General features: G+C 42.0%; 19 protein-coding genes. 15 read left to right on the top strand and 4 right to left on the bottom strand.

The genetic code is table 11. The features are described from left to right. Positions 1 to 21: 21 nt before the first annotated feature. From FD716_RS10960 to FD716_RS10905, 12 genes are all read left to right on the top strand, one after another. Complete coding sequence (locus FD716_RS10960) at positions 22 to 1095, top strand: NAD(P)H-dependent glycerol-3-phosphate dehydrogenase (RefSeq protein ID WP_139852372.1); 1074 nt, start codon at positions 22 to 24, stop codon at positions 1093 to 1095. Positions 1096 to 1222: 127 nt separating this feature from the next. Further along, on the top strand, positions 1223 to 1693 hold the full coding sequence (gene sixA, locus FD716_RS10955; protein WP_139852371.1) for a phosphohistidine phosphatase SixA: 471 nt from the start codon (positions 1223 to 1225) through the stop codon (positions 1691 to 1693). A gap of 33 nt (positions 1694 to 1726) precedes the next feature. Continuing rightward, complete coding sequence (gene gspL / locus FD716_RS10950) at positions 1727 to 2869, top strand: type II secretion system protein GspL (protein ID WP_139852370.1); 1143 nt, start codon at positions 1727 to 1729, stop codon at positions 2867 to 2869. Further along, the gene (gene gspM, locus FD716_RS10945; protein WP_139852369.1) at positions 2869 to 3351 is read left to right on the top strand and encodes a type II secretion system protein GspM; all 483 of its coding nucleotides are present in this window, start codon (positions 2869 to 2871) and stop codon (positions 3349 to 3351) included. The genes gspL and gspM overlap by 1 nt, the downstream gene beginning before the upstream one ends. 90 nt (positions 3352 to 3441) lie before the next feature. Further along, on the top strand, positions 3442 to 4452 hold the full coding sequence (locus tag FD716_RS10940; protein ID WP_139852368.1) for a quinone-dependent dihydroorotate dehydrogenase: 1011 nt from the start codon (positions 3442 to 3444) through the stop codon (positions 4450 to 4452). Beyond that, entirely contained in the window at positions 4449 to 5036 is a 588-nt protein-coding gene (locus FD716_RS10935; protein ID WP_139852367.1) for a CvpA family protein, read from the top strand. The genes FD716_RS10940 and FD716_RS10935 overlap by 4 nt, the downstream gene beginning before the upstream one ends. Positions 5037 to 5060: 24 nt before the next feature. Further along, positions 5061 to 6602 (top strand): amidophosphoribosyltransferase, encoded by a 1542-nt coding sequence (gene purF, locus FD716_RS10930; protein WP_139852366.1) that lies wholly within the window; start codon positions 5061 to 5063, stop codon positions 6600 to 6602. A 103-nt stretch (positions 6603 to 6705) separates the two neighbouring features. Beyond that, positions 6706 to 8595: a M48 family metalloprotease gene (locus FD716_RS10925; RefSeq protein WP_139852365.1), complete on the top strand. Its 1890-nt coding sequence runs from the start codon at positions 6706 to 6708 to the stop codon at positions 8593 to 8595. 146 nt (positions 8596 to 8741) lie between these two features. Next, a complete protein-coding gene (locus FD716_RS10920; protein WP_139852364.1) occupies positions 8742 to 9467 on the top strand; it encodes a hypothetical protein in 726 nt (241 codons plus the stop codon). Continuing rightward, complete coding sequence (locus tag FD716_RS10915) at positions 9464 to 10432, top strand: 2-hydroxyacid dehydrogenase (protein ID WP_139852363.1); 969 nt, start codon at positions 9464 to 9466, stop codon at positions 10430 to 10432. Before FD716_RS10920 ends, FD716_RS10915 begins: the two co-directional genes overlap by 4 nt. A gap of 78 nt (positions 10433 to 10510) precedes the next feature. Then, entirely contained in the window at positions 10511 to 11950 is a 1440-nt protein-coding gene (locus FD716_RS10910) for a M48 family metalloprotease (protein WP_407641887.1), read from the top strand. 9 nt (positions 11951 to 11959) lie between these two features. Further along, on the top strand, positions 11960 to 12319 hold the full coding sequence (locus FD716_RS10905; protein WP_139852362.1) for a GFA family protein: 360 nt from the start codon (positions 11960 to 11962) through the stop codon (positions 12317 to 12319). A gap of 91 nt (positions 12320 to 12410) precedes the next feature. Here FD716_RS10905 and FD716_RS10900 read toward each other — a convergent pair whose 3' ends face one another. Both FD716_RS10900 and rpsU read right to left on the bottom strand, forming a co-directional pair. Continuing rightward, complete coding sequence (locus FD716_RS10900) at positions 12411 to 12854, bottom strand: GatB/YqeY domain-containing protein (protein WP_139852361.1); 444 nt, start codon at positions 12852 to 12854, stop codon at positions 12411 to 12413. 34 nt (positions 12855 to 12888) lie between these two features. Beyond that, complete coding sequence (rpsU, locus tag FD716_RS10895) at positions 12889 to 13104, bottom strand: 30S ribosomal protein S21 (protein WP_001136722.1); 216 nt, start codon at positions 13102 to 13104, stop codon at positions 12889 to 12891. A gap of 145 nt (positions 13105 to 13249) precedes the next feature. On the opposite strand from rpsU, the gene tsaD reads away from it, so the two are divergent. Further along, positions 13250 to 14275 (top strand): tRNA (adenosine(37)-N6)-threonylcarbamoyltransferase complex transferase subunit TsaD, encoded by a 1026-nt coding sequence (tsaD, locus tag FD716_RS10890; protein WP_139852360.1) that lies wholly within the window; start codon positions 13250 to 13252, stop codon positions 14273 to 14275. Between the two features lie 93 nt (positions 14276 to 14368). On the opposite strand, the gene crp is transcribed toward tsaD, so the two are convergent. Next, a complete protein-coding gene (crp, locus tag FD716_RS10885) occupies positions 14369 to 15073 on the bottom strand; it encodes a cAMP-activated global transcriptional regulator CRP (RefSeq protein ID WP_139852359.1) in 705 nt (234 codons plus the stop codon). Between the two features lie 151 nt (positions 15074 to 15224). On the opposite strand from crp, the gene FD716_RS10880 reads away from it, so the two are divergent. Next, positions 15225 to 15650 (top strand): OsmC family protein, encoded by a 426-nt coding sequence (locus tag FD716_RS10880; protein WP_139852358.1) that lies wholly within the window; start codon positions 15225 to 15227, stop codon positions 15648 to 15650. A 322-nt stretch (positions 15651 to 15972) separates the two neighbouring features. On the opposite strand, the gene FD716_RS10875 is transcribed toward FD716_RS10880, so the two are convergent. Continuing rightward, positions 15973 to 17063, bottom strand: a protein-coding gene (locus FD716_RS10875) for an IS4-like element ISAba1 family transposase (RefSeq protein WP_088631513.1) whose coding sequence is annotated in 2 segments (ribosomal slippage) — positions 15973 to 16523 and positions 16523 to 17063 — 1092 coding nt in all. Because the reading frame shifts where the segments join, the coding sequence is not laid out codon by codon here. Positions 17064 to 17280: 217 nt separating this feature from the next. Between FD716_RS10875 and clpB the strand changes: the two genes are divergently transcribed. Next, positions 17281 to 19872: an ATP-dependent chaperone ClpB gene (clpB, locus tag FD716_RS10870; protein ID WP_139852357.1), complete on the top strand. Its 2592-nt coding sequence runs from the start codon at positions 17281 to 17283 to the stop codon at positions 19870 to 19872. The last annotated feature ends 488 nt before the right edge of the window (positions 19873 to 20360 follow it).

The raw sequence follows: 20360 nt of genomic DNA, 5'->3' as shown, positions 1-20360 counted from the left end.
GCGCAAGCTAGGAAAATCATCATGTCAGAATTGAAATTTAAAGATTTAGTTGATCCCGTGGTGATTGATCGGAAAACAGCACTTAGAGTAACAGTATTGGGTGGTGGTAGCTTTGGTACGGCGATGGCCAATACCGCGGCAAGAAATGGCTGTGAAACCAAAATTTGGATTCGTGATGAAGCCGCAGCTGCCGAAATTAATACGCTGCACCGTAACCAACGTTATTTGGCGGATTATCCGTTAGAAGAAAGCTTAAAAGCTGAATCTGATTTGGAAACCGCAGTTCGTGATCGCGATATTATTTTGGTGGCGATTCCAAGTCACTCATTTCGTCAAGTATTACAGCAGATTGCACCCTTTGTCAGCGCACAAGCGGTGATTTCGCTGACCAAAGGCATTGAAGCCAAAACCTTTAGCTTTATGAGTGATATTATTCGCGAAGAATTGCCCGAAGTGCCGTTCGGGGTGTTGTCTGGGCCGAACTTAGCCAAAGAAATTATGGCGGGTATGCCAGCGGGCACTGTAATTGCTAGCGATTCAGAATTGGTGCGTTATGCCGTGCAGCAAGCCTTACATAGTGCTTTGTTCCGTGTGTTTGGCAGTGATGATGTGCATGGGGTTGAATTGGGGGGGGCGCTCAAGAATATCTATGCGGTGGCGATGGGGATTGCAGCAGCTTATAAAGTTGGTGAAAACACCAAAAGTATGATTTTAACCCGTGCCTTGGCGGAAATGAGCCGCTTTGCGGTCAAGCTTGGTGCAAACCCATTAACGTTCTTAGGTTTGTCTGGGGTCGGTGATCTGTTTGCGACCTGTAACAGTCCACTGAGCCGTAACTATCAAGTGGGTTTTGCGCTAGGTTCAGGCAAAAGCTTAAAACAGGCGACTGAAGAATTGGGTCAAACCGCAGAAGGGATTAATACCATTGTCCAAGTCAGTGCGCGTGCCAAAGAATTGGATGTCTATATGCCGATTACCGAGGCATTGCATGAAGTGATCTTTGAAGGTGCACCACCACTCAATATCGCGGTGGCATTGATGAAAAATGGGCATCGTAGCGATGTTGAATTTGTTTTACCCCATCATCAAGTTTAAGGTCGTGGTAGGCCATGAGCGCTGTAGGCCTGGCAGCGCTCAGATGAGGTGCAGTAATTTTTATAAAAGCGCTAGAATTGTAATAAAGCTTCGCTATAATCGCTTTGAAATCGGAAAAGGAAAATAAATGCAACTCACTTTAGTGCGTCATGGCGAAGCAGCTATCGCGATTAATGGTAATGATGATAAAAGGCCACTCACCGAACGTGGTCATCAACAGGCAGGGCAAACGGCAGCGTTTTTAAATGGCGCATTTTTAAAGCAAGGGGTTAGTCCTGATTTATTTGTGGTCAGTCCACTTTTGCGTGCGCAAGAGACTTTGGCGCATCTTGAAGCCCACTTTGCCAAAGTGCCAGTGTTGATGTGCGATAAGATTAAACCTGAAGATGACGCAAAATCGGCGATTGATTGGTTGTCACAACTGCCGTTTAATCATATTGTTGTGGTCTGTCATATGAATGTTGTGGGGCATATTGCAGAACAATTGACTGGCGAGAATTTTCATCCTTTTGCTTTGGCTGAAGCGCGAATTTACCAGCAAAGTGTAATTGCACAAGGTTTATCAACAGAAAAACAAGCGTTTATACCATCTATATAAAACGAAAAATGCACTAGGGGCAGATAATAATCAATGTTGTACTTATGGATGCCCGAAGCCAACGGTGTTTGGTTGTGGTCACGTGGCGAAAAATGGATGCCTGCAGCAACGCTTGAGCAATTAATTCAAGCGATTCAACTCGATAAAGGCGAGGACGCGGTGGTGTTCTTTCCGAGTCGTGATGTGCAAATTTTGCAGCAACAATTGAGTAAAGCGCAATATAAGCAATTGGGCCCAGATGGGTTGAAATACTTATTAGAAGAATACGTGATTCAGCCGATTGATTTGATGAAGGTGTATTCCCACTTTAAGGCACCCGATCAAGTTTCTATTTTGGGGATTGCACAGCATAGTGTGACCACAATTCAGCATGCGCTGAGCTTGATTCCGGTGAAAATTGTGGCCTTGCTGCCCGATTTTCTCGTGCTACCGACGCCTGAACCCAATCAAATTGTGTTAGCCAATCTTCATGGACGTTTGTTGCTACGTGACGGGGAATATACGGGTAACTCCGTTGATGACTTATCTGTGGCATTGGCATTTTTGGGTGCAGAGAAGACTTATTTATACAGTGACTTGAGCGATGGTCAATTTAATTGCTTAAGTGCTGTGAGTACCGCAGAGCAGCGGCAAACTTTTGACGTGACGGTGGTTGAGTCGAAGCGCATTAAAAATCATCCCTTTAATGTACTTCCCAAGCAAAAGAAAACCAGTAAGCGTGAATCAAACTATTGGAAAGCATGTGCTGTGCTGGTGGTTTGCGTATTACTGAGTCAATTTAGCTATGATTTATTGCGTTGGGTCAAACTGAAAAAAAATGCAGATCAGACTGCACAAATTGCAATTGATCAATACAAATCTTGGTTTGGTGCCAATGAACGAGTAACAGAACAAAATTTAACCAATGTCTTTGAGAGTCGCTTACGTGAAAGTAAGGGGGCCAACACCCAAGCCTTACAACTGCTGAGTCGGATTGGACCTATTTTGATGCAGCAGCAAATTATTGCACAACGTGTTCGTTATCAAGGTGCCGTGTTGGATATGGACTTGCAGGCAAAGTCTTCAGAGGCTTTAAAAAGCTTGGTGGAACAGTTGAATAAGCAAGGTTTTAAAGCGGAACTGGGGAATATCCAAACCCAAGGTGATGTGGTTGTGGGCATGGTGAAAATACAATAATGAAAATATTCAATGGATTTCAAAACAAAGTAGCGCTGTGGAGCGAACAAGTACAAGCCTATTTAGATCGACTCTCGTTACGTGAGCGGGTAATGGTGATTGTTGCAACGATCGTTGTGGTCGTTGCCAGTGTCGGTGCTTCGCTGTGGTATATGCATAAAGCTGCCGAATATCAAAATCAGCGAGTTAACCAACTCAAAGACTTGGTGGTATGGATGCAAAGTAATGTGGTGACGATGAAGCCAGCCGATGATATGGCGCTGACCACTGCAGATAAAATCCAGCGTGCAGCACAGCAACAAAGCCTGTCAGTTGTAACGCAGCAACAGGGTGAAAAGAATTTGCAGATCTCGGTGCAGCACGAAAACTACGCCGTATTGGCCAACTTTTTAGGACAGATTGCACAGATGGGTGTGAGTATCGAGCAATTGGACATGGAAAAAACCCCGACTCAGATTAAATTAACAGCGATAGTCTATTAACTTATTAAAATAAACCTTGATCAAGCATGGCGTTTTTGAGGTGCTGTGCCTATAATGTGCCTACCTAAAAAGCCATAGACTTTTATAGATATGTTGTATTCTCTAGCTCGCCCTTTGTTGTTTTCTTTGGCACCAGAGCGTGCGCACGAAGTCTCATTATCTCTGCTTAATAAAGCACATAAATTAGGGATTTCTCAGCAAAAAATAACGGCGAAACCCGTTACTTGTATGGGAATAGAATTTCCAAATCCAGTCGGTTTGGCTGCAGGCCTCGATAAAAATGGTGCATATATTGATGCACTTGCAGGTTTGGGTTTCGGCTTTGTTGAAATTGGAACCATCACACCGCGACCACAGGCCGGTAATCCAAAGCCACGAATTTTCCGTTTGCCAGAAGCCAAGGCCATTATTAACCGTATGGGATTTAATAATGATGGTGTAGATCAGCTGATCGAAAATGTGAAAGCTGCAAAATTCAAAGGAATTCTTGGGATCAATATCGGCAAAAATGCCGATACGCCAGTCGAGGATGCAACATCCGACTATTTGATCTGCCTTGAGAAAGTGTATAACTATGCTTCTTATGTTACGGTTAATATCTCATCACCAAACACCAAAAACTTACGTAGTTTACAAAGTGGGCACGCCTTAACTGAACTATTAGAGACATTGAAAAAACGTCAACTCGAATTGGCAGAGCAACACCAACACTATGTACCGCTGGTGCTGAAGGTCGCTCCTGATTTAACTCAACTTGATATTAAATTTATTGCTTCACAATTGTTGCAATTCAAGATTGATGGCCTCATTGTAACCAATACCACTTTATCGCGTGATGGCGTTGAAAATCTTGCACATGCAGATGAAGCGGGTGGTTTGTCTGGTGCACCTGTATTTGAGAAAAGTACGGCCTGCCTCAGTGCTTTTGCTAAATATCTCAATAAAAAAGTCGCATTGATTGGTGTTGGCGGGATTTTGGCGGGTGAGCAAGCCGTAGCGAAGCAACAAGCGGGTGCAGATTTAGTGCAAATATATACTGGCTTCATTTATAGCGGACCCGATCTCATTAAAGATTGTGTCGAAGCAATGACGGTGGTATGAACACTTTAGACATCATTATTCTGATTGTCTTGCTCATTGGAGGGCTAAACGGCTTGCGACAAGGATTTGTAAAGGCCTTAGCAAATTTGGTTGGCTGGATTTTTGCGCTGATATTGGCCGCAAAGTATGCCAACATTTTAGCACCAATGATGTCGGTCTTAAGTCAGGATCCTGTTGTGCAAAAAATTGCTGCTTTTGCGGCCATTGTACTGCTTATTGTCGTGATGACCTGGATTGTCGGTGCGCTGCTCAATAGCGTACTTAAAAGCTTAAAATTAGGCCCCCTGAACCGCTTGGTTGGCGGCGCTTTTGGTGGTCTAAAAGGTTTGTTTATTGTATTGGTTGCCATGCAGGGGTTAGGCCCTTGGGTTGAAAGCTCTCCGTATTGGAGACAATCCAAGTTAGTGCAAACATTGCTCCCTTATGCACCTTTAGTTACTGAAATGTCAAAAAATGCTGCAGATCAGGCTTTAAAAGAAATGAAGTCTGAAGGTCGTAGTGAACCCAATCGTGTTACTCCTGAAGTGGTCGGGGCGAGTCATGAACACGCGCTTCAGCGTACAACACAAAATCCTTTTTCTTAATCCTAGCTTGTCTGCGAGGTAGCTATGTGTGGAGTCGTTGGTATAGCAGGTAAATCACCTGTAAACCAAATGTTATTTGATGCGTTAACGATGTTGCAACATCGTGGACAGGACGCAGCTGGGATTGTGACGAGCCATAATGGCCGTTTATTTCTGAGAAAAGATAATGGCATGGTACGTGATGTTTTTCATACACGTCATATGCGTGCGTTACTTGGACATTTTGGTATTGGTCATGTGCGTTATCCAACTGCGGGCTCATCGAGCAGCGCAGAAGCACAGCCGTTTTATGTCAACTCTCCTTATGGGATTACCTTGGCGCACAACGGTAATTTAACCAATGCCAAAGATATTCATGATGATCTGTTCAAAACAGATTTAAGACATATGAATACAGACTCCGACTCGGAAGTTCTGCTCAACGTGTTTGCGCATGAATTGCAGAAAAATGCCACTTTGGCACTTGATCCTGAGCAAATCTTCCACACGGTAAAACGTGTACATGAGCGTTGTAAAGGTGCTTATGCTGTGGTTGCGATGATTACAGGCCATGGTCTGGTTGGTTTCCGTGATCCCAATGGTATTCGTCCATTAATTTATGGTTCACGGGTGAATGACGCTGGTGAAACTGAATATATTATTGCTTCTGAATCTGTTGCGATTACTGCTTTGGGCTTTAAAGTCGAGCGTGATATTGCACCGGGTGAAGCAATTTATATTAATGATGATGGCGAATTCTTTAGTCAGCAATGTGCCGATGACTCACGCTATCGTCCATGTATTTTTGAGCATGTCTATTTTGCGCGTCCGGATGCCATCATCGATGGTATTTCAGTCTATAAGGCACGTTTGAAAATGGGTGAGAAGCTTGCGTATAAAATTTTACGTGAGTGGGGCGAAGAGCACGACATTGATGTGGTGATTCCAATTCCAGATACCAGTCGTACCTCTGCACTTGAGCTTGCGAACATTCTTGGGGTGAAATTCCGTGAAGGGTTTATGAAAAACCGCTACATCGGACGAACCTTTATTATGCCAGGCCAACAGCAGCGTAAAAAATCTGTACGTCAAAAATTAAACCCAGTTGAACTTGAGTTTAAAGGTAAAAATGTCTTGTTGGTCGATGATTCGATTGTGCGTGGCACCACCTGTAACGAAATTATTCAAATGGCGCGTGATTCAGGTGCGAAAAATGTATTTTTTGCCTCTGCTGCACCGATGGTAAAATATCCAAACGTTTATGGTATTGATATGCCGGCCAAAGCAGAACTGATTGCTTCAGGTCGTAGTGTAGAAGAAATCCGTGAAATCATTGAAGCTGATCGTTTAATTTTCCAAGATATTGAAGACTTAAAAGATGCAGTACGCACCTCGAAAGTGCCGGTTGTACAAGAGTTCGATTGCTCTGTATTTGATGGTATTTATGTGACAGGTGATATTGATGCTGCGTATTTAGAGCGTCTAGAGCATAGCCGTAGTGAGAGTGCGAAAAAGGAAAAAGATGGCTATATCGATGTCAATATCGATGCTGCCTCAGTTGACCTGACTGGCATCAAGGAAAGTTAAATAAAGCTAAACAGATTGAGCTTGGCTTTTAAAGTGTGAAAAGTGGGTATTTCCCACTTTTTTCATTTATGATGAGGGCACAATGTAATGAGGGCAGTTTACATTGAGAGATGTAAGTCATTATTTAATTAAAAATAAAAACATTTTATGGTCTGTGAGTATTTCGATGCTCGCAGTGCTTTTGACGATTTTTATTTTAAATACCATTCTGGGGTTGTTGGTCTATTATTTCGATTCAACACAATCGATTTTTTGGCATCGACTGAGTCCCTACCTCACTACGGGTTTGGTCACGATCATTGGCCTATCAGTGTTATATGAGTTTTATGTATTTCGTTCTGGTGGGCATTCGCTCGCAAAACAACTGAGTGCACGACGTTTAAGCTTTATAGAGAGCACCCCAGAAGAGTGCATTACATTGCGTTTGGTTGAGCGCTTGGCTGAAACTTTTTGCATTGATGTTCCTGCGGTCTATGTTTTACCCGATGAAGTTGGAGTCAATGCGCTTACCGCAGGTTTTTATCCGCGCGATACCGTGATTATTTTGACTTGGGGTGCATTGCAAAATCTCGATGAACTTGAAATCTATGGTCTGCTGAGCCATGAGTTTCATCAAATATTATCGGGTGAAGCAAGAGACAATACTCGGCTAAAAATTCTCTACAGTGGACTGACCACATTTAGTCAGTGGGGCAGTAAATTTACCAAGCAGGGCTTTAGTGCTTATTCGGATCGAACCCGCAGCAAGTTTGAAACTTCTTTTGTTGCGGTCGGTGGTGTTATTTGGCTGTTTGGCAGTATGGGGATTTTGATTAGTCGTTTAATTAAATATCTCACGCTTGGCGGTCGTACATTTTATAACGATGCGCAAACCCGGCATTTGATTCGTAACAGCGCGAATATTCAGACATTACTTCGAATTTATGTGCATCATGCGGGTTCACAAATTCATAGCGAGTATTCTGAAGCCATTGCACATATGTGTTTTGCTAACTCATTGGGGCCGCAAAGCTGGTTGAATATTCATCCAAGTATTGAAGATCGTATTTACGAGTTAAATCCAACCCTATTACAAGATTTGCAATTAGAAAATTTAAAGAAACTGCGTACACAGCCATGGCTTTCCATGATGCGTAATTTTGAAGACTCTAATCCTGAAATTTATAATCCTTGGTTGTCGCCACAACCTTTGCCATTACTGCGTTTATCACCGATTAGTTTTGCAATGAGTGATGCGATAAAGCCGCTAAATCGTGAAATTAGACAGCAAATGGAGCGTCCTGAGTTGCTACAACGTGCTTTACAAACCTCAACTGGGGCGCGTGAAGTGATGGTGGCAATTTTAATGATTCGTCAATATCACGAGTTTATTCCAGCAGATGCCGAAGTCAGCCGCGCAATTGTAGATTCATTGCTGAATTTGGATGGACGTGTGCATATCCAAATTTTCTATGATGCCTGTGATTGCTTAGGGGATATGCCTGCAACGATTTCGCGGCAGTTTTTAACCAAGTTGGCCAAGATTATTCAAGAAGATGGTGAAATTAGTTTACTTGATGCTTTATTGCTTGAGCGGGTCAAGTCGATCTTGAATTTACTGCCAATGCATACGCCATCATCGATGGAGAATGCCAAACCGCAGATTGTACGTTTAATTGATGCGTTGCTACATGTGCAGCACATTAATAGTGCCAATCAACTGGATACACGTTACCAGATTTTACAACAGGTACTGAGTGTCGATGAGTTGGAGCTGTACGAGCAAATCTCTGATGAGCCGATTGATTTGGGTGAAATCTTAAATGATGTGGCCGGATTGTTGTTGCGTGATCGTTTGAGTATTTTGGGTGTCGCTGAAATTTGTTTGTGGAATGAACGGGTTATTACTCAAGATGAACTTGATGTGCTAGCGCTGTTATACTGGCGGCTGGGTTTTGAACATGCTGCCATTATTGATCAGATTCAAAAGCAAAATAGTGTGATGATTCTCTGATTGTATGGGATAGATAGCGGGAAGCATGTCATTTAGCTTTCGTGAATTTTTGTTGTGTTGCTACGCTATAAAATAAAATGCAGATCTTTATAGCGCGCATAACGTTGTATTTTTGAATGATCCAAGCGGATAGGGTTTTAAAATTAGTGAATATTAATGTGGTCGCGCATCAGCGCAATATTCTTAAAACACTGGGCATTGATGTATGGGTGCCTAGGCAGGGAAGTCATACCCAGCGCGCTGATTATTCTACTTATCGAGATACGCAAACCAATTGTGCTGTTCCCCCTGTCATGGGCGCAGAAATGCAGCAAACGATGCCAAATCCTCAAAATCATTCAGTTGATCAGGCCGTAGGTAGCGCAAATCCTGTGATTGCAGCACCAGTTGCTGAGTTTAACGATATTGCGAAAAAGCGTGTGAAAGCAACAGTGGTTGAAGAAGCCGCGATTGTTACACCAGCGCGTGCTGTGATTGCGCAAGAACCAGCCATGGAATTGGCCGCATTTGAGTTACAGGCCTACGTGTTGTCAGATTGTGTACTGTTGTTGGATGTGCAGGAAATGAATGCTGATCAGCAGCGTTTATGGTCGAATATCCAAGCGGCGAAACCGGGTGATTATTTTGAATTAAAATGGCCCTTTGCCTTGGCACAATTTCAGGATGGTCGTGGTGCCAGTCTGTATATTCAAGGCTTTATTGATGGTCTCGCACAAGATAAAAAAGTAATCAGCTTGGGGCGGTTAGCGCATCTTGAAAATAGTGAAGTGATTTGTTTGGCCAGCTTAGCAGAGATGATTGAGCAACCTATTTTGAAAAAACGTTTGTGGCAATTTATGCAAAGTCACGCAATGCACAAGGAAGTGGTATGAATCAAAAAGTTGTCGTGTTTAGTCAGATTGATCCCGATATTTTGGCGCGTTTACAGGCGCAATATCAAGTGGTGCAGATTAACCCAAAATTAGGCGATGTGAATCAGCAGATCAGCGCTGCTGTGCAAGATGCAGATGGCATGATTGGTGCTGGGCGTGTATTGAATGCCAGCACTTTAGCCACGGCTAAAAAATTAAAAATCATTTCCTCGGTGAGTGTTGGCTATGACAACTATGACTTGGCCTATTTAAATCAACAGAAAATATGGTTGGCCAATACGCCTTATGTACTAACTGAAACCACTGCAGATTTGGCGTTTACCTTGCTCATGAGTGCAGCACGACAAGTACCACGACTCGACCAATGGACCAAAACAGGACAGTGGCAACGTACAGTAGGCGCAGCGCAATTTGGTGTTGATGTTTTTGGAAAAACCCTTGGAATCATTGGTTTAGGTACCATTGGTGCCGCGATTGCACGTCGTGGTTTCCATGGTTTTAATATGAATATCCTCTATCACAATCGTCAGGAAAAACCTGAAGTTGCCGAAGCATTCAATGCGCAGTACTGCAGTTTGAATACGTTATTACAGCAATCAGACTTTGTGGTGGTTGCTGTTGATTTAAATGCGGATTCTCAAGCCTTAATTGCTGCTGCTGAACTGGCACAAATGCAAGCACATGCAGTATTGGTGAATATTTCACGTGGCAGTGTGATTGATGAAAATGCTTTGATTGAAGCGCTTAAATCACAACAAATTTTTGCAGCAGGGCTAGATGTCTATCAAAAAGAGCCGCTGCAAAGCTCTGAGTTGTTTCAGTTGGATCGTGTGGTGACCTTGCCACATGTCGGTTCTGCAACGGCTGCAACGCGGAAGAAGATGGCAGAGCTGGCTTATAAAAACTTAGTCGATGGCTTAGATGGGCGCAAACCCAGGACGTTGGTTAATCCAAGTTTTGGTTAAAACAACATAACATTTCATTTGTAATTGCTTCGAAATTCAATGTTATAGTGAGTGAAAATTTAATTTAGAGCACCTATTTTGAAAAAAGTTTTGCTCAGTGTAGGGCTTAGTTTAAGCTCGCTTTGTAGTTCAACCTTTGCTTTCTATGCAAACAACACCACTGTGGTTGAAGTTCCAGAAATTGGGGGCGGTGTTGGCTTAATCGATCAGCAAAATGAAAAAATGATCGGTGAAAAAGTTTATAGACAAGTGCATAGTCAGTTACCTGTTTTACTTGACCCGTGGCTTGAAGATCAATTTATGCTGATCTTTTCAAACATACTGAGCCAAACACAATTAGGTCGGCCAATCGGGCTGGTCTTGGTGAATGATCCGCAAATTAATGCATTTGCAGTTCCTGGTGGATTATTTGCCTTAAATACTGGCATGATCACCTCCGCAAAAAACATGGATGAAGTGGTTGGGGTGATGTCGCATGAGATTGCACACGTGTCACAACGCCATTATAGTCGCTCACAAGAAGCCTTTAAGGGGCAAGGCTTGTTAGCTCTCGCAGGTATTTTGGTTGGTGCGGTGGTTGCTGCCAAAGGCGATGGTGATGTGGGTGGCGCAGTCATGATGGGCACTCAGGCCGCGATGATGGATCGTCAGCTCAACTATAGCCGTAATCAAGAGCGTGAAGCGGATCGAATTGGTATGCAGTTTATGTCGGGTGCAAACTATAATCCGCAGGCGATGGCAGACTTCTTTGAAACCATGAACCGCTCACGTAGTTTTGTGAGTTTTTTACCGGATTTCTGGCTGACCCATCCATTGACTTCAGAACGTATGAGCGAAGCACGTTTGCGTGCCAATCAATTGCCCAAAGTTCCTTATAATAATAGCCAGCAAGAATTCGATATTATCAAGTGGTATGCCTTAGCCGTATCAAAGCAAAGTAGTGAGCAGCAATTGCAAGTTTTGGCTAATCAGAAAAATTATGCTGGTTTGCTGGCGCTGGCGACCTATTATTTGCAACATGGTGATTATGAGCAGGCTCAGCGGCAGCTTGATATCGCCAAAAAAATAAATCCTGAACATACGTTACTGGTATTGTTGCAAACAGATTTATATTTGGGCCAAAATAAAATTGAAGATGCCTATCAAAGTGTTGCACCGAAGCAACGGATCATGCCTGAAAATCGCGCCTTAAGCTTTAAATTGGCTGAAGTCTATATTCGCCAGAAAAAACCTGAGCAGGCTGAAAAACTGGTCAATCAATTTTTACGTAAAAATGATCGCGATATTCTAGCTTGGCAACTGATGCAGCAAGCTGCCAATATTGATGCGCAAAACCCCATGCGGACAGTCAATGTGCTGCGTAACCGTGCTGAAGTGGAATATTGGTCTGGTGCGGAAGATAGCGCGATTAAATCGTTATTACATGCCAAACGCTTAAGTAAAGATAATCAGGCCATGTCTGCCAAAATTGAAGCTCGGTTAAAAGTTATGCAAGAAGAAAGACAAATGAAAATCTAGGGTGATCATATGCTGAAGGGACATTGTCTTTGTGGCGCAATTCAATATGAGTATCATGCTGCGCTTGAGCAGAGTATTTTATGCTATTGCCGTGATTGCCAGCAAGCACAGGGTGGGATTATGGCGTGGAATAGTCCGATACAGAAAAAATTTTTTAAAATTATACAAGGTGAAGATTTATTAAGCGCTTATTTTCATACACCGAATAAGGCGCGGGTATTTTGTCGGGTCTGTGCTAGCCCAATTTATTCATATCGAATTGATTTACCACAAATTATACGTTTGCGCTTGGGAACGGTGGTTGAGGGAGATATCCCAGCACCTACAGAGATATTTTATGCAGAGGCTAAGCCAGAGTTTGACTTATAGTCGATACAACGGCGCTTTAGTCAAATCGACTCAATCTGTAGAAGACGTTGTATCAGTATCAGACAAGTTTTATTTTTGAATTGAATCGCGGTTAAGCGAGTTTCGCTTTGATTTTTGCAGATACTTGTGCAGGATCGGCACGCCCGGCTATGATCGGACGTAGAGAATTCATCACCTTACCCATATCTTTCATGCTAGTAGCTTCTTGAGCAGTAATTACTTGCTCAATCAGTGAATCAAGCGCTTCCTCAGTCATAGCTTCTGGTAGAAATTGAGATAAAACCTCAAATTCGGCTTGTTCTTTACTTGCTAAGTCTAGTCGATCAGCAGCTTCAAAAGCTTTGATAGACTCTTTACGTTGTTTGATTTGCTTTTCAAGGACCGCAAGAACTTGAGTATCATCAAGCTCGATGCGATCATCGACTTCGATTTGTTTGATGGCTGCTTGAAGACTACGAATTACCGTTAACGTGGCCATTTCTTTGGCGCGCATCGCGTTTTTCATTGCATCGGTAATTTGATTTTTTAAAGTCATCTTCGTGGATTCCAAACAGTCAGTCACAAATTAATTAGTAAAGGCGAGTAGTACGTACAGATTCACGCGCCAATTTCTTTTGGTAGCGTTTAACTGCAGCAGCTTTTTTACGTTTACGTTCTTGAGTCGGTTTTTCGTAAAATTCACGTTTACGTACGTCAGCTAAAACGCCTGCTTTTTCACATGAACGTTTGAAACGACGGATAGCGACGTCTACTGGTTCGCCTTCTTTCAATTTAACTTGTGGCATGAAGAATCCTCATAGTTTATGGATAAGATCTAGCACAGGATTGTGGTAGATCACAAGTGAAGGTCAGCATTTTACTCATTTACATCTCATATCACAAGTCTATAATGGTGCGCGCACGACTTTGGAATGGAAAATAGGCAAAATAATGATTGTTCTCGGCTTAGAAACCTCATGTGATGAAACCGGTCTAGCGCTGTATGACAGTGAGTTTGGGCTAAGAGGACAGGTACTTTATAGTCAAATTAAACTACATGCCGAATATGGTGGCGTAGTGCCCGAATTGGCTTCACGCGATCATGTTCGTAAGATGATTCCGTTATTAAATGAACTCTTAGTACAAAGTAATTTAAAAAAATCTGACATTGATGCGATCGCTTATACCCGAGGGCCGGGCTTGATGGGCGCACTGATGACTGGTGCTTTATTTGGTCGTAGCCTAGCATTTGCTTTAAATAAACCTGCAATTGGGGTGCATCATATGGAAGGTCATATGTTGGCACCTTTGTTGTCTGAGACACCACCCAGCTTTCCCTTTGTGGCTTTGTTGGTTTCGGGTGGTCATACGCAATTAATGGCTGCTTATGGGATTGGTCAATATGAAATGCTGGGCGAGTCGATTGATGATGCGGCAGGGGAAGCATTTGATAAGGTCGCGAAGATGATTCATCTGCCTTATCCAGGCGGTCCAAACATTTCTAAACTGGCCGAACAAGGCGACCCAACCGCCTTTGCCTTCCCACGACCGATGTTACATCAGGGCTTAGATTTTTCGTTTAGTGGTTTGAAAACTGCGGTTTCTGTGCAACTCAAAAAACCAGAATCTGAAGGCCGAGATGCAGACATTGCAGCTTCATTTCAGGAAGCACTGGTTGATACCTTGGTGAAGAAATCAGTTAAAGCATTAAAACAGACGGGTTTAAAAAGTTTGGTGATTGCGGGGGGCGTGAGTGCCAATTCGAGACTGCGCGAACGCTTACAGGCTGAGTTGAGTAAAATTCGAGCAGCAGTTTATTATGCAGAACCGGCTTTGTGTACTGATAATGGGGCGATGATTGCTTTTGCAGGGTATCAACGTTTGAAGGCAGGAGAGCAGGATGGTTTATCGGTTACGACCACACCACGTTGGCCAATGACTGAGTTGAGTAATCCTAGCTTGCAGGTTGAATCATAAATTTGTAATTTAGGTTTGTTGTTTTACTTGTTGGATTTAAATTTATTGTGCAAATCAGTTGATTTGCACATCTAGATTTTTCAATACTAAAATTTACTCTTCAGTGACTTGCTCAGCTTCAACAGAAGCCTGCTCTAAAGAGCTATCGAAGATTAAAATCGCTTTCCCTTCGGTCTCGATCATACCTTCTTCTTCGAGTGTTTTGAGGACTCGACCAACCATTTCACGTGAACAACCCACAATACGACCAATCTCTTGACGAGTGATACGAATTTGACGGCCATTCGGTAAAATCATTGCTTCAGGTTGCGCAGATAGATCGATCAAGCAGCGTGCAATACGGCCAGATACATCAATAAACGCTAAATCAGTCACTTTACGGGTGGTATTTTTCAATCGACGAACCAGTTGTGCGAATACGGCATAACTTAAGTCTGGATATTGCTGACTTAACTCATGAAAATTCTCATAACTGATTTCTGCTATTTCGCAGGTGTCACGGGTGCGGACTTCAGCTGTACGCTGAGGATTCGCTTCAAACAACCCCATTTCCCCAAAGAAATCACCAGGATTTAAGTATGCTACAACAATTTCGCGGTCATTATCTTCGCGCAAAATAATTGAAACTGAACCTTTTAAAATTAAATACAGTGATTTTGATTCACTACCCGCATCAACGATGGTCATTCGTTTCGGAAAACGATTGATATGGGCGCGTTTTAATAACGCTTTAAGTGACTCGGGCAATTGTCCTGGCGACAATGCATCTGTACTTAAATATGAAAAATTAGAAGCCATGCTAATAAATTCCAAATTGGATAATAAATAGATCTAAAGACCTAAAATGAGCTCGTCAAGCAGAAGCAAAGAGATGAAATTCCTTCTCAACTCATTTTATGCTAGTGTTATCGCTACCCCGTCAATTTATAGATTTTTTTAGGTAGTTGCAATGCAAACAAGTGTACATTGGTTAGAGAATGTTGCTTTTGAGGCAAAATCACAAAGTGGACACCGATTGGTTATGGATGGTGCCGAAGCCTATGGGGGGCAAAACCTTGGCCCACGTCCCATGGAGTTGATATTAATGGGACTTGGAGGTTGTGCTTCGTTCGATATTGTGACTATTTTGAAGAAATCTAGACAGGACGTGACAGGCGTAGTTTGCGAGTTAAAAGCTGAGCGTGCCGATACAATTCCTGCTGTTTTTACCAAAATTCACTTACATTTTGTTGTGACTGGTAAACAGGTCAAAGAAAAACAAGTGGCCAAGGCCGTCGAGCTATCTGCTGAAAAATACTGCTCTGCGAGTAAAATGTTGGCTGACGGTGGTGTTGAAATCACCCATGACTTCGAAATCATCGAAACTGAAGTATAGCTAAACAGTGAGACTGGACATGGAAAATTGCAGCGTCGATTTTTCATGTCGAATTCAATTCAAATATGAGAATTTCGCAATGATGGAGTCAAGCGTCATTAGAAATGCCAAGCAAGAAGATGCAGTAAGCATCGCTGCACCTCAGTATTTCCGCAAAGCCCTTCCAAGCACATTAAAATAAACCGCACAACTTGTGTGAGATCTAAGCTTTAGCAAGCAAAGTTGCGTTAAAGCATGATTTACTGATTTTTAGTGCAATTTCACTTGAAAAAAACCAGCATAATCACCATCTTATAACCAAGTTCTCTGTACACGACAAATTTCACAGAACCCTTATCCTATCAGGGTTCTGCCTTCTTAAAATTGCCAAAATTTCCTTAAACTCTTCTTTTTTCCCAAAACCAATTAAACGCTGAATCGCCATTTGAACATAGTCTAAACCATAGCGAAATAAACTCATTGAGAGTCGTCCATGCTTCTTTATTTTTATCACTTTTTTTTGATCATGTTGCCATTCACCCGTTAAGTAACACCAACAGAAGCTTATAGCTAACACCGCAATCAATTTTTTCACTCGTCTAGGGTCTGTCAAGCGCGTATTTTCAAGATTAAACCCGCGTCCTTTGAGACAACTGAATAAGGTTTCAATTTCCCAGCGTAATGCATAATCCTGAATAGCATTGGCATTAAACTGAGGAGAAACGACGAGTAAAAGCTCTCCATTTTCTAACTGTAGTGCACTTATATATAGTTTCACCCGACCAACCAAAATCCGTCGTTTACGACATTCAATTTGACCAACTTTAAGATGGCGAAATAAATCACTAATTTTATGATTCTTTCCTAAATGATTGGTGACAATGAAGTTTTTTTAACACGAATGCAGAAGTTGATGTCTTGTTCAATTAACCATGTAAACCACTGCTCACCGATAAACTCTCTGTCTGCGAACACATTCACAATACGGTCTTTACCAAAAATGGCTATAAAGCGTTGAATCAAAGCAATACGCTCTTTCGTATCTGAATTTCCACGTTTATTAAGCAATGTCCAAAGGATAGGTATCGCTATTCCACGATAAACGATTGCGAGCATCAGGATATTAATATTTCGTTTTCCCCATTTCCAATTGGTTCTATCTAAAGTCAGTTGCACTTGGTCGAATGAAAACATATTGAAAATCAACTGAGAAATTTGACGATAATCAAAATACTGACCTGCAAAGAAGCGCTGCATACGTCGATAAAATGATTGTGGTAAGCACTTGATGGGCAAGGCTTTAGATGCAGAAGAAAGATTACATGTTTGCTTTAAAATAATCACAAGCATGATGAGCGCAAAGCACTTTAAATGTGACTTGTTCCATTTTAGATATTTGTTTAAGATAAGATATAACTCATTGAGATGTGTCATAGTATTCGTCGTTAGAAAACAATTATTATGACATTATTTCAATGAGTTATCTATTTTTGTCGTGTACAGAGAACCAAGTTTTATATTCTTAATTATTGGCTTAGTTTTTTGAAATTTAATGATTTTTTGTAAAAAAACAACCAAAAAAGTTTGAAAAAAAATAATCTAATCCCATCTAGTGATCAATGCTTAAATTTACTTGAGAGGAATAATAAGAATGCGTTTTGAAAAATTCACGAATCGTTTACAACAAAGCTTATCTGATGCGCAGTCTTTGGCGATGTCCAAAGATCATACCGCGATTGAAACAACCCATATTTTAGCCGTTTTACTGAAAGAACCTGCAAACTTGAGTTTACTACAGCAAGCAGGTGCTAACTTACCTGAGTTACAGCAACAACTTGAGCAAGCCTTGCAATCTGCCGCAACCTTAAGTCAGCCGACTGGCGACATCAATTTAAATCCTGAGTCGGTGCGTGCTTTAAATCTAGCGGATAGCTTTGCGCTCAAAGCAGGTGATGAGTTTTTAACCACGGATTGGGTGTTGTTGGCTTTGGCTGAAACTGGAGCAACCCAAAAGCTATTAAAAAAAGTAGGTGTAAGTCCTGAACGCTTACGTGAAGTCATTGATAAAATTCGAGGTGGAGACAAAGTGATCAGTAATAACCACGAAGACCAGCGTGATTCATTAAATAAATATACGGTTGACCTGACTGAGCGTGCGCTCGCGGGCAAACTTGATCCTGTCATTGGACGTGATGAAGAAATTCGCCGCACCATTCAGGTGTTGTCACGTCGAACTAAAAATAATCCGGTCCTCATCGGTGAGCCAGGTGTGGGTAAAACGGCAATTGTAGAAGGATTAGCGCAACGTATTGTCAATGGTGAAGTGCCTGAGAGTCTCAAAGGAAAACGTGTTTTATCGCTTGATTTGGGCTCATTGTTGGCGGGAGCAAAATACCGTGGTGAGTTTGAAGAGCGTTTAAAAACTGTGCTGACTGATTTGGCTAAACAGGATGGTCAAATTATCTTATTCATTGATGAGTTGCATACCTTGGTTGGTGCGGGTAAAGGCGATGGCGCGATGGATGCGGGCAATATGCTTAAACCTGCTTTGGCGCGTGGTGAGCTACGCTGTGTGGGTGCAACCACTCTCGATGAGTATCGTCAGTACATCGAGAAAGATGCAGCGCTAGAGCGTCGTTTCCAGAAAGTCTTGGTCGATGAACCGAGTGTTGAAGACACCATTGCGATTTTACGTGGTTTGAAAGAAAAATATGCGACCCATCATGGCGTGCAGATTTTAGACTCTGCGATTATTGCTGCTGCAAAAATGTCGCATCGTTATATAACAGATCGTCAGTTGCCAGATAAAGCCATCGATTTAATTGATGAAGCAGCCTCACGCATTAAAATGGAAATCGATTCTAAGCCTGAACCATTAGATCGTTTAGACCGTCGTTTAATTCAATTGAAAATGCAGCTCGAAGCGGTGAAAAAAGACGAAGACTCGGTCAGTAAGGCAGAAGTCAGTCATTTAGAGCGTCAAATTCAAGAAGTTCAAGCTGAATATAATGACCTCGAAGAAATTTGGCGCGCTGAGAAAACCATTGTTGAAGGCACCAGTAAGGCACAGGTTGCGCTTGATCAGGCACGTATTGCTTTAGAGAAAGCACAACGCGATGGTGACTGGGCAGAGGCAAGCCGTTTGCAGTATGGCGTGATTCCAGAGTTGCAAAAGCAATTGGCGCAAGCTGAACTCGTTGAAGACAATGAGGAAGAGGGTGAAGCACCAAAACTGATTCGAACCAAAGTTACTGAAAATGAAATTGCTGAAGTGGTAAGTGCTGCGACAGGTATTCCAGTCGCGAAAATGCTGCAAGGTGAACGTGAAAAGCTACTCGAAATGGAAGCATTCTTGCATCGTCGTGTGGTGGGTCAGGACGAAGCCGTGGTTGCTGTCTCCAATGCGATTCGTCGCTCGCGTGCGGGCTTGTCCGATCCGAATCGTCCAAGTGGGTCGTTCTTGTTCCTTGGGCCGACAGGTGTGGGTAAAACTGAGTTGACCAAAGCTTTGGCAAACTTCTTATTTGATGATGATGACGCCATGATTCGGATTGATATGAGTGAGTTTATGGAAAAACACTCTGTTAGCCGTTTGGTGGGTGCGCCTCCGGGTTATGTCGGTTATGAAGAAGGTGGCATATTGACCGAAGCGGTACGTCGTAAGCCATATAGCGTGGTGTTATTTGATGAGGTCGAAAAAGCCCATCCAGATGTTTTTAATATCTTGCTGCAAGTCTTGGATGATGGTCGTTTGACCGACTCGCAAGGGCGCATGATTGACTTTAAAAACACCGTAATTGTGATGACATCTAACTTGGGTTCACAAGATGTACGTGAACTGGGTGAGGGCGCCAGCGAGGATGATGTGCGTACCGTGGTGATGGAGGCGGTCGGTGAGCATTTCCGTCCAGAGTTTATCAACCGGATTGATGAGTTGGTAGTCTTCCATTCATTGAAGAAATCACAGATTCGCGGTATTGCAGATATTCAGCTTGATCGTTTACGTGCGCGATTGGTTGAGCGGGATTTAGACTTAAATGTAGACGATAACGCCTTTGATCAATTGGTGGACGCAGGCTTTGATCCGGTCTTTGGTGCGCGTCCGTTAAAACGTGCGATACAGCAGCGGATTGAAAACCCATTGGCACAGAAAATTCTAGCAGGGCAATATCTGCCAGGGGATACTATTTTAGTCAGCAGTGCAGATGGTCATTTGGTGTTTGATAAAATGAAACCGAACTAAGAGAGTGCCCTGTAAACACAGGGTCTGAATATTAAAAGCACCAGTGAGTTGAATACTCGCTGGTGCTTTTTTTTATAGGTTCAGTACATTATTTCTTAATGTCGAATTTAGATTAAGCTAAGTCTGGATATTATGGATATTACAATATTTTTTATTTATCAGGCATCCTATGTTTTAAATATTAATATGTTTTAAATGTTGAGTTTTTTATTTTAATACTTAATTTTTTCTTATATTTATTTTATTTTTTAATAATATGTATAATTCAAGTGGAATATTATTTAAATTAAGTTTTTTAGGTAGTTTCTGTTTGCGTGGAGATTTAGCAAGGAGGTTTTTAAACATGATTATTTTTATAAGTTATTGATATTAATTATTTATTTTAATTTTACTTGAATTTTATTTTAAATTTTTCATAGATATTAAACTGTGTGTTTTAAAATATAATATAATATATTAAATTAAAGCTAATGATTTAAATCATATTG

Source organism: Acinetobacter pullicarnis, assembly GCF_006352475.1.
Lineage (GTDB): Bacteria > Pseudomonadota > Gammaproteobacteria > Pseudomonadales > Moraxellaceae > Acinetobacter > Acinetobacter pullicarnis.
Note: the sequence above shows the minus strand (reverse complement) of the source record. Positions and strands in the feature narration are given on the sequence as shown.

Coding starts and splice junctions, on each gene's coding strand:
- tsaD (WP_139852360.1), top strand. CDS start 13,250: ATGATTGTTCTCGGCTTAGAAACCTCATGTGATGAAACCGGTCTAGCG.
- FD716_RS10915 (WP_139852363.1), top strand. CDS start 9,464: ATGAATCAAAAAGTTGTCGTGTTTAGTCAGATTGATCCCGATATTTTG.
- FD716_RS10900 (WP_139852361.1), bottom strand. CDS start 12,854: ATGACTTTAAAAAATCAAATTACCGATGCAATGAAAAACGCGATGCGC.
- FD716_RS10940 (WP_139852368.1), top strand. CDS start 3,442: ATGTTGTATTCTCTAGCTCGCCCTTTGTTGTTTTCTTTGGCACCAGAG.
- gspL (WP_139852370.1), top strand. CDS start 1,727: ATGTTGTACTTATGGATGCCCGAAGCCAACGGTGTTTGGTTGTGGTCA.
- FD716_RS10905 (WP_139852362.1), top strand. CDS start 11,960: ATGCTGAAGGGACATTGTCTTTGTGGCGCAATTCAATATGAGTATCAT.
- FD716_RS10935 (WP_139852367.1), top strand. CDS start 4,449: ATGAACACTTTAGACATCATTATTCTGATTGTCTTGCTCATTGGAGGG.
- FD716_RS10960 (WP_139852372.1), top strand. CDS start 22: ATGTCAGAATTGAAATTTAAAGATTTAGTTGATCCCGTGGTGATTGAT.
- clpB (WP_139852357.1), top strand. CDS start 17,281: ATGCGTTTTGAAAAATTCACGAATCGTTTACAACAAAGCTTATCTGAT.
- FD716_RS10880 (WP_139852358.1), top strand. CDS start 15,225: ATGCAAACAAGTGTACATTGGTTAGAGAATGTTGCTTTTGAGGCAAAA.
- sixA (WP_139852371.1), top strand. CDS start 1,223: ATGCAACTCACTTTAGTGCGTCATGGCGAAGCAGCTATCGCGATTAAT.
- crp (WP_139852359.1), bottom strand. CDS start 15,073: ATGGCTTCTAATTTTTCATATTTAAGTACAGATGCATTGTCGCCAGGA.
- purF (WP_139852366.1), top strand. CDS start 5,061: ATGTGTGGAGTCGTTGGTATAGCAGGTAAATCACCTGTAAACCAAATG.
- rpsU (WP_001136722.1), bottom strand. CDS start 13,104: ATGCCACAAGTTAAATTGAAAGAAGGCGAACCAGTAGACGTCGCTATC.
- gspM (WP_139852369.1), top strand. CDS start 2,869: ATGAAAATATTCAATGGATTTCAAAACAAAGTAGCGCTGTGGAGCGAA.